This is a genomic window from Labrys miyagiensis (assembly GCF_030160835.1).
Classification (GTDB): Bacteria; Pseudomonadota; Alphaproteobacteria; order Rhizobiales; family Labraceae; genus Labrys; species Labrys miyagiensis.
Genome location: NZ_BSPC01000002.1, coordinates 19,628 through 31,576, shown reverse-complemented (window position 1 = coordinate 31,576; position 11,949 = coordinate 19,628). Strand labels below are relative to the sequence as shown.

10 protein-coding genes and 1 pseudogene are annotated in these 11,949 nt (G+C 55.5%); 6 read left to right on the top strand and 5 right to left on the bottom strand.

Going from position 1 to position 11,949, the window contains the following annotated elements:
* The 4 genes from QQL24_RS00185 to QQL24_RS00170 all read right to left on the bottom strand — a co-directional run.
* On the bottom strand, positions 1-2,628 hold a 2,628-nt coding region (locus QQL24_RS00185), incomplete at its 3' end, for a toll/interleukin-1 receptor domain-containing protein (protein ID WP_284309853.1).
* Between the two features lie 316 nt (positions 2,629-2,944).
* On the bottom strand, positions 2,945-3,271 hold the full coding sequence (locus QQL24_RS00180) for a patatin-like phospholipase domain-containing protein (RefSeq protein ID WP_284309852.1): 327 nt from the start codon (positions 3,269-3,271) through the stop codon (positions 2,945-2,947).
* A 7-nt stretch (positions 3,272-3,278) separates the two neighbouring features.
* Positions 3,279-3,626 carry a patatin-like phospholipase domain-containing protein gene (locus QQL24_RS00175; RefSeq protein WP_284309850.1) on the bottom strand — a complete coding sequence of 116 codons (348 nt, stop codon included), beginning with the start codon at positions 3,624-3,626 and terminating at the stop codon, positions 3,279-3,281.
* 88 nt (positions 3,627-3,714) lie between these two features.
* Positions 3,715-3,924 carry a patatin-like phospholipase family protein gene (locus tag QQL24_RS00170; protein ID WP_284309849.1) on the bottom strand — a complete coding sequence of 70 codons (210 nt, stop codon included), beginning with the start codon at positions 3,922-3,924 and terminating at the stop codon, positions 3,715-3,717.
* A gap of 122 nt (positions 3,925-4,046) precedes the next feature.
* Between QQL24_RS00170 and tnpA the strand changes: the two are divergent.
* Positions 4,047-4,476: pseudogene (gene tnpA, locus QQL24_RS00165) on the top strand (IS200/IS605 family transposase).
* A gap of 204 nt (positions 4,477-4,680) precedes the next feature.
* On the opposite strand, the gene QQL24_RS00160 reads toward tnpA, so the two are convergent.
* Positions 4,681-6,045 (bottom strand): TRAFs-binding domain-containing protein, encoded by a 1,365-nt coding sequence (locus tag QQL24_RS00160; protein ID WP_284309846.1) that lies wholly within the window; start codon positions 6,043-6,045, stop codon positions 4,681-4,683.
* Between the two features lie 1,488 nt (positions 6,046-7,533).
* Between QQL24_RS00160 and QQL24_RS00155 the strand changes: the two genes are divergently transcribed.
* The 5 genes from QQL24_RS00155 (at position 7,534) to QQL24_RS00140 (ending at position 11,902) form a co-directional block, all read left to right on the top strand.
* Positions 7,534-8,676 carry a carbohydrate kinase family protein gene (locus QQL24_RS00155; protein WP_284309845.1) on the top strand — a complete coding sequence of 381 codons (1,143 nt, stop codon included), beginning with the start codon at positions 7,534-7,536 and terminating at the stop codon, positions 8,674-8,676.
* Positions 8,677-8,761: 85 nt separating this feature from the next.
* Complete coding sequence (locus tag QQL24_RS00150) at positions 8,762-10,159, top strand: TIR domain-containing protein (RefSeq protein ID WP_284309844.1); 1,398 nt, start codon at positions 8,762-8,764, stop codon at positions 10,157-10,159.
* A complete protein-coding gene (locus QQL24_RS36505) occupies positions 10,156-10,845 on the top strand; it encodes an 8-oxoguanine DNA glycosylase (protein ID WP_431310618.1) in 690 nt (229 codons plus the stop codon). The genes QQL24_RS00150 and QQL24_RS36505 overlap by 4 nt, the downstream gene beginning before the upstream one ends.
* Positions 10,842-11,435, top strand: coding sequence for a 7-cyano-7-deazaguanine synthase (locus QQL24_RS00145; protein ID WP_284309843.1), 594 nt, complete (start codon positions 10,842-10,844; stop codon positions 11,433-11,435). The genes QQL24_RS36505 and QQL24_RS00145 overlap by 4 nt, the downstream gene beginning before the upstream one ends.
* Positions 11,435-11,902 carry a TIR domain-containing protein gene (locus tag QQL24_RS00140; RefSeq protein WP_284309842.1) on the top strand — a complete coding sequence of 156 codons (468 nt, stop codon included), beginning with the start codon at positions 11,435-11,437 and terminating at the stop codon, positions 11,900-11,902. The genes QQL24_RS00145 and QQL24_RS00140 overlap by 1 nt, the downstream gene beginning before the upstream one ends.
* Positions 11,903-11,949 lie beyond the last annotated feature (47 nt).

Sequence of the window (11,949 nt, the reverse complement as noted above, 5' to 3'; positions counted from 1 at the left end):
CCGGCCGTTGGCGAGGTCCCACAGGCGCAGCGTGTTGTCCGCTGACCACGACAGCGCCCGCTGGTTATCCGGCAAGAGCGAGGCGCCATTGACACTGGCATCGTGCATCATGGCCGGGCCGATCTGCCGGCCGTTGGCGAGGTCCCACAGCCGCAGGGTGTTGTCTGCTGACCACGACAGCGCCCGCTGGTTGTCCGGCAGGAGCAAGGCGCCATTGACACTGGCATCGTGCATCATGGCTGGGCCGATCTGCCGGTGGTCGGCGAGGTCCCACAGGCGTAGTGTGTTATCCGCTGACCACGACAGCGCTCGCTGGTTGTCCGGCAGAAGCAGAGCGCCATTGACACTGGCCGCGTGCATCATGGCCTTGCCGATCTGCCGGCCATTGGCGAGGTCCCACAGCCGCAGCGTCTTGTCCGCTGACCACGACAGCGCCCGCTGGTTGTCCGGCAGAAGCAAGGCTCCCCAAATGGCGTCGTCATGCGCCATAGACGGGCCGATCTGCCGCCCCGAGGCGAGGTCCCATAGCCGCAGTGTTTTGTCCGCAGACCAGGACAGGGCTCGTTGACCATCGAAAAACGGCAAGACGCCGTTGACGCCTGCCGGGTGCATCATGGCCGGCCCGAGCTGCCGGCCTGTCGCGAGGTCCCACAGCCGCAGCGTACTGTCTGGGGACCAGGACAGCACTCGCTGGCCGTCCGGGAGCGGCAAGGCTCCCCAGATAGTGTCCTCATGCGACATGGCCGGGCCAATCTGGTCTAGCGTAGCAAGGTCCCACAGCCGCAACTTGCCGTCACCAGACCAAGCGAGTGCCCGTTGGCCGTCCGGCATCAAGACGCCGTTGACCTCGCGCCCGTCTAGCATGGCCGGGTCAATCCGCCGGCCGGTAGCAAGGTCCCACAGGTGCAGCGCTTCATCATCCGACCATGATAGCGCCCGCTGGCCGCCTGGTAGCAGCACCGCGTTATTGATATTGGCCACGTGAATCATGGCCGGACCGATCTGCCGGCCGGTGGCGAGGTCCCACTGCCGCAGAGTCTTGTCCACAGACCAGGACAGTGCCCGCTGGCCGTCAGGAAACAGCACAGCACCCACGACGATACCGTCATGCGACATTGCTGGGCCGATCTGTAGGCCTGTCGCCAGATCCCACTGCCTCAGTTCGTTGCCGGCCGACCAGGACAGCGCCCGCTTGCCGTCCGGGAACAACAGGGCACCCATGACTTCGCCGTTGTGCTGCATGGCTGGGCCGATTTGTCGGCCGGTGGTAAGGTCCCACAGTCGCACCGTCCGGTCGTTAGACCAGGATACCGCTTGCTGATTGCTTGGAAGTAGCAGTGCGCCCGAGACCGAGGCCAGGTGTGCCATGGCCGGTCCGATCTGGCGGCCGGTGGCGAGGTCCCACAGCCGCAGCGTTCCATCCTCGGACCATGATAAGGCCCGCTGGCCGTCGTGCAACAACAGCGCGCCTCGGACGAACCCAGTATGGGCCATGGCCGGCCCGATCTGACGACCGCTGGCGAGATCCCACTGCCGCAGCGTCTTGTCGCGAGACCAGGACAGCACCCGCTGGCCGCCCGGCGCCAGCACGGCACCTTCGACGGCTAGATCATGCATCATGGCCGGACCGATCTGTTGTCCGGTGGCTAGATCCCACAGTCGCAGCGTGCTGTCCGTTGACCAGGACAGCACCCGACGTCCGTCCGGAAGCAACAAGGCGCCGGACACGGGGCCGTCGTGGCGAAAAAGTCGAGTGTAGGGCGATTCGGATGTTGCACCGGAAAGAGCATCGAGAGTGGTATCCTGCTCCGAACGGGCCGTATCCGTTTTGCTCCTTTTCCAGCGAGCTATTGCCAGCTTTATCACCTCGTTACTGAGGTTCCGTGAGGCCGGTTCAACGGAAACGGTAGTGAGTGCCCGAGTCTCGTTCGCGATGGACTGCACGTGGCGAACCTCTGCCACCTGCGACTGCCATACAGCCACCATAGCGATACCCACAAACAAAGTCGCAAAAGCAGATAGCAACGCCGTCATCCTACGTCGCCTCGCACGTTCTCTTTGGATGAGTTTGTCCAACGGCACGCCGAGTAAACCGGCGATCAACTTGAGGCGACCACCCTTGCGACCATCACCTATAAGACGTCCCGTCTTCAGCTTGATTTCGCGAAGGTCCGCAGCGAGCAATCCCTTGCCTCGCAGAGCTGGTGGAAAGCATTCGGCATCCGGATCCACACTGTCCGGCTCTCCAGCAGCAATTACTGGAAAAATCCGTTTCTCACGCCCGAGTTTAATAAAAGTTTCACATTCACGGTTCACCCATTGGCTTTTTGCTGATGTCGGTGTGCAGAGCACGATGAGCAATTCGCTTGTCTCGAGCGCTTGTTGTAGCACTACGGCGACATGCCCTCCCGCCTCAAGGTCGGTGCGATCACGAAAAATCGGGAACAGTTTCGCCGGAACTTCACCGAACTGCCCATCGCTTCCGACTAACGCTTTTGGTGTTCGATATTTGTCAAGCTGACGATGGAGCCAATTGGCGACATTATCATCTGTGCGCGCGTAGCTAAAAAAAGCCCGATACTTCAAGGCAGCACCCGTTGTAAAATTCGCGTCCTGAGCCTGGTCCAACTAATACCTTCATTGCTATGGTGTTGTCAGAGTAACCCGGATTTTGAAACCGAAGCGCGGCCTAAACCGCAACGCCCCGCCACTCGACAAGGGCGGCCGAGCGTCTCTGCTTTTAGATTTGCCGGCTGACAAGGTGGCGCTCCTAGTTAAAGTCGTGGTGGATCAGGCCGTGGACGGCAACGAATTTCTGAGGTGTTTTTTATTCCACAGAAATTGAGCATCGCCGCCTCTCGCCGTCGAAACGGTTGATGGGAATTCCCGGCCGCCGATAGCGGAAGCGTCAACTTAGAATCATTGGCTCAAGCCACCTTATTTACTACGTTCGAATATTGAATTCCGAAGGGAAGTGACTGCTCGCGACAGCTTGTTGGGCAGCCATTTCGCCGATTAAGTTCAGGTCTTGACGATTGGCAGGCCGGCTCATGTCCCTCAATTGTTCCGCACGACTTGCGAGCGCGCTAAGGCCGAGTTCGCGAAGTGCTTGATGCTCAAGCCTTGCATTGTATCGGAGATAAGTGAGTGTCGGACGGTCACCTAAGAGATCATCCTCCAAGCTACCTACTTCGTTATCAATCACCGTTGCCGTCGGGCTCGCGGCCAGATATTGCAAGAGTAGCTGGTTAAGCCATGAGGCATCGTCCATTAGCATGCTAGGAACGGTCGAGGCCCAATCCCACAAGCGCGCTCATGACCTTCTCGAAGCTACGCGCTTCATCCCAGTAGCCGGTACCGACTGAAACCAGCAGCAACTTATGCTCATCAATAGGCCAGCGGAAGGGAAAGCCTCTTAGTGTCGCGACCAAGAATAGGAGAAGTGCCGGATTGTTGTGCAAGCTAACGCCGCCATCCACGAAGGCACCTTTGATAGTGCCGCCGATGTCAATCGCCTCGGGGTCGAAAAAGGTAGGCGCCGCTGTGCTTGCCGTACAGCGCGGCGCAGAAGAATTTGTCGATTGGCGTCGAAATATCGGCCATTGGGGTGGTTCAGCAGTGGCCACGTACTGTTCGTATCTGCTCGTTTGGTGACGATACAAAGTCCTGTGCGAACGGCCTGATCGCCAAGTGTCAATTCTCCGAAAAACTCCTTCAGCTTCCGACGTAGCGGCTCAGCGCTATACCGACCACGAAGAAGGCCGGGGCGAGGAAGACCCGTGTCGTCTTTTCGATTATTAAATACCTCCCCCCGAAATCGAGGTAGATCTTCTCGACCTCGTGGGCACCCATTCCTTTTGCAAGGGCTGCGGCAATGATAGCCCCGGTGCTGGTCCCACCAATCAGGTCGAAGTAGTCAGCCAAGACAAGATCTGGCCGGCCATGCGATGCGCGAAGGATATTTTCGATGCGTTTTAGAGTCCCCTCTTGGGGATCCGTAAACCCCCCACCTTCAGGCGGCAGGGATGGGATGCTAACGTGGGAGCATGCGCGATCCTAAGAGTGGAAGTCACACGGTATGGGACTGCAAATTCCACGTGGTGTGGGTAACTAAGTATCGTTACCCGATCCTAAGGGGGTGATGTTGGGCAGCGCTGTCGTGAGTTGCTGCGCGAGATATCGCGCAGCCATGAGATGACGATCTATGCTGGCGCGATCAACCGCGACCATGTTCACATGTTGATCGGCATTCCGCCGCAACTATCGGTGTCACGAGCAGTGCAGTTCCTCAAGGGCAAGAGTTCGCACAAGCTGCTGTCAGAGTTTGCCAGCCTGCGGCGGCGCTACTGGGGGCAGCATCTTTGGGGCAGAGGGTACTGGGTTGCATCGAGCGGCAACGTCACAGACGAAGTCCGGAAGCGTTATATCGAGGATCAGCAGCCACCAACTCCGGACGATGACTTTGAGGTGTTGTAGTCGACGACTGTCGACGAGATGGCTTCAGACATCAAATCATGAAGCCACCGGCTTTAGCCGGTGGAGCATTCACGTATCCCAAAGTAGGAGCGCCTCGTATGCCGCCTCCGTCGAGCGCCAGAATGCGTTTGGGACCATGGTTCTGAAGCCGATCAAGCAGGTTCATATGCACCCCTTTCCTGCCCTAAATATTGAATTGCCCAATTACTCCATACTTTGACACTTTGACTGGTCGTCGTGCTTTTCGGCCTCTGATTGAAGCGTGTCCTCCGCCATTGAAGCAAAAGGAAAGTCTTTTCCGCGTTTCGTTCTAGCCTCACGGATTAACTTCAAGTTGCGTGCCGTCGTTCGAGGCTCCCAGGATTCTCGCATGACCGTCAAAGCTTCTCCCAAGGCTCTTTCGCCGGTGGCACGGTCCATTGTGAGAACGGCCAATTCGAGAAGGGTCGCCCAGTCCCAATAGTCGGGCCTGCCGGCCGCGATCCGTCTCTCTACCGAATAGCTAACAACAGGTAAGATCCTGGCCTGCTCCGTATCGGGCACGTCACTAAGCTCCATAAGCGTCACGGCGTTGATACCCGGGTAGTGATCTCGCCAGTCAGCCTCGAAGCCGCGGCGATAAGCGTCGATTGCTTTTTTGAGTAGAACTCGTGCCCGAACGGTTTCACCCGATTTCGCCGCCACCTCCCACCTGTCCTTGTATACTCGGCCCAGGATGCCGAGCGTCTCGCTTGAGGGGCCACGAGCGTCTATCAGTTCCAGGAGAATGCGCTCTGCATCGTCCCCACGGCCTGCTCGGTTTAGCGCAAAAGCGTATTGCTCCTGCACCATCACCGTCGAGGAAAGCGCCTCCGGCATGTCCGAGACAAGATCGATCATTCCCGGCCAATCGCTGATCGCCCTGTAAGAAAGTAGCAAATCAATCGCGACTCCAGACTCTACATCTTCGATCTCACCCAAGGCTTTTCGTACCTCATTTATCGCGTCTCGCCCGGATTTGCGGGCTCGAGCAAGCTCCGCTTTCATTCGCTTAGAGTATCCGACCTGCTCGCGAAAGACGTCTGTCTTGTCGCTCGGAACGCTCAGAGGCGTGATGCCGTCCAACAGTTGAAAGAGCGGACTATCCTTGGCACGCGCCTTTCGACATTCACGAAGCAACGCGGCCAGTCTTTCCGAGTCTTCTTCTCCATGTGATGGTACGCCATCGCTCCCTAATCTGTACGGCAAGGTACGGAGCATCGCTACGTCAAAGGGCAATCTCACATTATCGGCCATGATGAGGACGCTAGTCTGAGGTCGGGCCGCGTGACGCACCCCAAGCTCGTAGAAGACGTTTGCGTTGGCGAACGTCAAATCAACAACTGCAAACTCGCAAAGGACTAGGCGCTCGAACATTGGCTTGTGGATGATGCCACCGGCTTGTTCCTCATCCGCACGCAAAGACTCCATGCCGACTGCACTGATGGCCTTGGCAATGATCTCATGCCACACGGAGTTGAAGTCGACTATTCGCCCCTCTGCTGTCTTTTGACCGAAAGGCATGGCGATGAAACATAGAGGGCGCGGCATAGTTGTTTTCCCTACCCAAGTATGGTGCACAACCTATTGTAATTCTCGTTTCATGCGTCAGATTCGCGGTACAGTTCAGGAGGTCATCTTACGTGGTGTACTAAGCGAATTAGGTTCCGTTCTATACGCACTCAATGCAATTCATTCGTAAATAAAAATACCAACAATTTCAATATTTTCTTTTGTGGTAAATTTAATTTACCAATTCTAAGTATCGACTGTGTCTCTCTCCAAGTCATAAATATACTAAGTTTGTACACGAAACTATCTTATAATTGTCGCAGCCTAACCCATAGGCGGGCACACTTGGAACCGTGGTATGACTTTACTTCACGCTCGGTCCCTTCATAGAATGATATGCTCGATACATAATTTGCAAGTTCTTCCAACTTTGCCAAGGAGGTAAGTCTGTCCCGCTCAGGACACCTAGTTATCATAGCAAGCTGATCGAGAAATTGATTGAGCCCTGCGGCGCTCGCGACCTAACCGCCCGCCATGCCTTGCGTTGGCCCCGGTACATCCTCAGGGTTTGGCCCAGCAAGAAGCGGAATATTACGCATGGCCTGACGCCAAGCTGCCCTTAGCTCGAACAACATCCATTGAGATGCCAAGCTTTTAGGCGTTAGAACAGCGAGCACAATTTTGACGGACGCCAATTCCCCACGCCGCAGATCTGGGTGGTATGGCACCGAGGTCTGGCTTGTAGGCTATCAAAGATTTACAACGAACCGTGCGATTGGCAATATTCATTGCGAGTTCGTAAGCTGTTACGGGTCTATCGACTATATCCTCGTCACGTTGTGCTGGAGTAAGAAGATTTTTACCATTCCGCTCGTCAGCGGAATCATACACCTCCCGTACATCTCAATTTAGCCGAGACTGACTGGCTTGTGATGGTTGGCTTTCACTAAACGCCAAGATCTACAAGCAACTCATTTATCATGTTGTTCGCGGGACGCTGGAGATGGCCGCGTTGATTGCGAACGTCGCGCTGTAGCCGAGAGCTCGAACCGAACGACGGCAGATCGTAACCTAAACCCTGAGGCAGGTAAATGAGGCGATGCCGTCCGATGCCACACGCCTATCTCATGATCGGTATCGCCGTTCGCGGTCGCAATGTCGGCCACGAGCTACGTCTGCAAGCCACAACAGAACTAGACGTCAACGACAGCGCTTCCATTGCCATCCATCGCCCAGATGGCACTCGGTCCGTCCCAATCCGCGACAGGTTGCGCTATGGCTCCAAATGGCAGATCAAAATTAGAGTCCAGCAGTCTGCAAGTTTTGAAAACCCTTGTGTCAAGACATATAGGGAGCATCTCAACATTAAGCTTTGTTATGTGGATATGATTCTAGATCCCATTGCCTATCGCGATGATTCTGCAGTGGGGCATTCTCACCCTGGCGTTGCTCCACGGCATGTCGGCATGCCGTTCGTCCTCCTACGGGATTTCGCGCTAAGGGATATTTGCACTGGAGAAATCGGATATGGAAATCGCAGGCGGTCTCTATCGGGAGCTGTGCCTTCACCCCTCCTGGGACGTCATTAGGGGCTCCGGCGGTCGAGCAGCCCGCGCTCTAGGCAATCTATCACCCAATAGCCGGCTGCACTCTTATATCGAAAGCGAAGGAGGCCTTGATCGCGTCCGACAGGATTTGGCGATCCAGGCAACCTTCGCGGCCCGAGATACTCCAATCGTATTTGGCTATTTTCACCCACTTTCTCGCCCTTACCTGCAGCCGCCGAGAGCAGAGATTAAGAAAATGCCCTCACTTAAGGTCCAGGGCGATGCTGTGCTGCGGTTTGGTTTCATCGAGGGGGACGCTATCGTTGCAGCGGATAGGACTGTCTACGACCCCCAAAGCGCACAGAATGTGGATCCTTTTCATCAGAACGGTTCGAGCACCAACGAATTGGCCCTCGTCCTCAACGAGCGCGAACTCCAAGCCGCAGCTCGAACCAGCAACCTGGTTGATGCCGCAAATGCGATACTGATGGACCGGCGGACCGCGTGCGTCATCGTTAAAAGGGGTGTCAAAGGCGCTCTCGTTTTCTCCCGCGGTTCGGCGCGGTCTATTGTTCCTCCTTTCCTCAGCAAACGCGTGTTTAAGATTGGAACCGGTGATATATTCACCGCGGCGTTCGCACATTACTGGGCTGAGGCGAAACACGACCCTCACGATGCTGCCTGTTTGGCTTCCATGCATGTCGCCTCTTATTGCGACAATCCTCTTGCCCCTCTCAGCCCGATTGATGCCGATGGCTTTATCGAAAGACATCCGATTAGCGACACGGGAAATGTGCTTCTTTTGGGGGCGATAGATACTTTGGGACGGCGCTACACAATCGAAGAGGCTCGATTTGGCTTAGCGGAACTCGGTTTGAATACAATTTGCCCAGCCCTTGAAGTGGTCGACTTAGAGCGGGAGCAGTTCTCGACGGTTCTTATACTCGTCGACGGCATTGACGAGGAAGGGATCCGAACTGCAAAGCGGCTCAACGGCGAGGGTGTGCGATGCATCGCACTAGTGGAAGCCAGATCTGTAGAGCCCCCTTTTGCTGATTTTGCAAACTGCGAAACAACCAACGACTTTTCAACGGCGCTGTACTTGGCCGGCTGGAGCGCTTAACTCCGTGAACTCTACAAACTAGTGTTGCACACATAACTACTTAGATTTACAGATTGTATAGCTCACGTTGCGATTTGGAGGGGGCGTGACTGATATCTATTTGATTTACGGCAAAGAGGATCGAAGACAGGTAGCAAAATTATTCGAATTCTTTTCGCAGACCTGGAGCGTGTGGTGGGACCAAATGATCCGCCACCGCTTTGCGACCGAGATTGAAGAGGAAATCAAAAAGGCCAGATGTGTGGTTGTCTTCTGGTCCAAGACATCTCGACGGAAGGATACGGTCAATGACGAAGTGCGCCTCGCCGAGAAGAACAAGGTACCCGTCGTCTCAGTCACATTGGACGGAAGCGATGCAGCGTACGGATTCGGAGGCTATTCTAACAGCGATCTGTCTGAATGGGATGAGCAGTTCGATCACCCCGGCTTGAGAGCGCTAGTGAACCGGATTGAAGCGGTTGTGCCGGCTCGCCATCGACCAAGGCGACCCGCAACTTTGAACGGATTGGATCTGCCCTGTCTTTTCCTGTCTACATCTTCGTTCGAGACGCAGCTAAAACCGAGCGAAGCTGTAAAGGCGCTAAATGTTTCTCGATATCCTACCCTGCTGGTCTCAGCGTGGGATCTGGTAGCGCGACGCAAGCCGGAGCAATTGAGAGTAGCATTGGAGGAATACCGTAAGAACGGCGGATTTGTGCTTGTAGATTCGGGCAACTACGAAGCTTCAAGGCTCACCAACAAGCGGTGGAAACCTTCCGATCTGGCCGCCGCGTTGAGCGGTACCTCATACGATTGGATCTTTTGCTTTGACGATATACGGCCAAGCAGAAGGCCAGACGTCGCTGCGCGATCAATTATTAGCGCCGTCGCGCGTGACCGATCAGCAACGAGCTTGAAGACTCTCCCAGTTGTCCATGCGCCAAAAAAGGCCCGGGGCGGACACGATATCGAGATACTCATTGATACCGCTTTCGCGGTCGCGCAAGAACTTCAGCCAGAGTTAATCGGCATTCCTGAGCGCGAGCTTGGAGTTGGCCTTCTCCAGCGCTGCAGAACGATGATGGCGATTAGAGCTAGGCTCGGTCGGCTTCCGTACTATCAGCCGATACACCTCCTTGGCACCGGTAACCCCTGGAGCATCGCGATTTTGACGGCCGCGGGCGCGGACACTTTCGATGGCCTCGAGTGGTGCCGGGTTGTCGCAGACATGCAGCACGACCGGCTTCACCACTTCCAGCACTACGACTTTTTCAACTTTCAGACAGGAGTAGCGGACTCTCCGGTCACGCGTGCAGCCTTCCTCGACGACAACATCGACTTCGCTGGTAAGGTCGCCTTCCACAACATCGACTACTACACTGCCTTTATGCGGGAACTACGGAACGCTATTTCGAACAACCGCCTGGAAGCCTTCATCGCTGAGCGAATCGGAAAGGCAGCCGCGCAGCAAATGAACCGAGAGGTAGAAGGTTTGTTCCGATGAAAGCCTTCACTGCTCGAGAGCTGACCACTGCGGTCTGCGCCATCTGTCCGGAAATCGAGAGTCGAATCGCAGGAAATTTCGGAGCAACGAGTGAGCGCCGGTTGTGGTGGGAACTTTCAGCGTGCCTTTTGAGCAGTCAAGTTCCATATATGCTCGCCGCCAATGCAGCCTCCGCAATCGAGGCCGAAGGAGTTCTATACGATAGAAATTGTCAAGAAGACCTCACGGAACGTCTAATTGCGATACTAAAGCGCCCAAATGGAGGCCGGAGTTACCGGTTTCCGGTCGCTCGTGCTCGGCAACTGGCGGCGACAAAGCGACGCGTATCCGAGCAGTTTGGGACACTCGGGTCTCTTTTGGCGACGTCAGAAAGCCCCTATGCGATGCGAGATTGGTTGGTCGAAATGGCCCCTGGATTTGGCCCGAAGCAGGCGAGCATGTTCTTGAGAAATACGGGAGTGAGCTATGACCTCGCTATCCTCGATCGGCACGTATTGGACTACATGCGGCTGATCGGCCTGCGCACTGCGCAATCAAAGCCTCTCACAACCATGAAGCGATACCGGTGCGACGAGTTAAGCATGTGTGACCATGCTCGCGCGCTTGGATTTCCAGTGGGGATCTTGGACTGGGCAATCTGGATTGTAATGAGAGTGGCAAATAAGCAGGAAGGTACCAGGATATGAGCATCGTAACGCTGGTTTCGGGCGGTCTCGACTCCACCCTGGTCGCAGCCTTAGCTCGGGAGGAGGGTCTGGTTCAATATCCCCTCTTCGTTGACTATGGACAACGGTCAAGAGATCGGGAACTTGCCGCATGCAAAAAAGCAATGGCGAGGCTCGATCTTCCGGAGCCAAAGATCGCGCACTTATCTGGCTTCGGATCTCTCGTTCGATCGGGTTTGACGGATCGCTCATTACATATCGTCAACGACGCTTTCACTCCTGGCCGAAACTTGCTTTTCCTTCTTGTTGCAGCCGCCTACGCCTTTCAGAAAAAAGCCGATGCCGTGTCCATTGGCCTACTCCATGAGGAAACCAGTCTTTTCCCGGATCAAACGTCGGCCTTTCTTTCGGAGGCGGAGAGGATGATCGAACGCAGCATGGGCCGAACCATCAAAGTGCTCGCGCCGCTGTCCCAATTTCACAAGATCGACGTTGTGGAGCTTGCTCAGCTGAAGGGAATAGTTGGCACCTATTCCTGCCACGAAGGCGGCGAACAAGCGTGCGGTGAGTGCATTGCGTGCAACGAATTCAAGTTCGGAAGGGCAGAATAATGGGCGGCGGCGGAGGAGGAAATTGGAATCGCCTTGGAGACGTTCGGTCTCTGGAAGAAAAAGCGAAAGCTGCTCTCGCCGGTGGGAAGCGGAATGTTTTCATCAGCTTTGCAGCAGAAGACATGAATGAGGTAAATCTACTGCGCAGTCACGCAAAGAACGAAAACAGCGACATCGAGTTCAACGACCATTCGGTTCGCGAGCCCTATGACAGCGAGCGGGCAGATTACATAAAGCGTAAAATCATCGAAAGGATAAAGCGGTGTTCGACCACTGTGGTGTACGTGTCGGAAAGCACCGCTCAGAGCCGTTGGGTCCGCTGGGAAGTCGAACAGAGCCTGGATCTCGGAAAGACCGTAATTGCGACCCATGCAGGTTCAGCTTCGCCAGCTGCGGTCCCATCATGGCTTGCTCAGCCCGGGATAAAGGTGGTGCCTTGGAGCAAGTTGGCGAACGAGCTGAAGTGACCCGAAAAGCATCCTTGTAAACTACGGATCACCTGGACCAATCATGA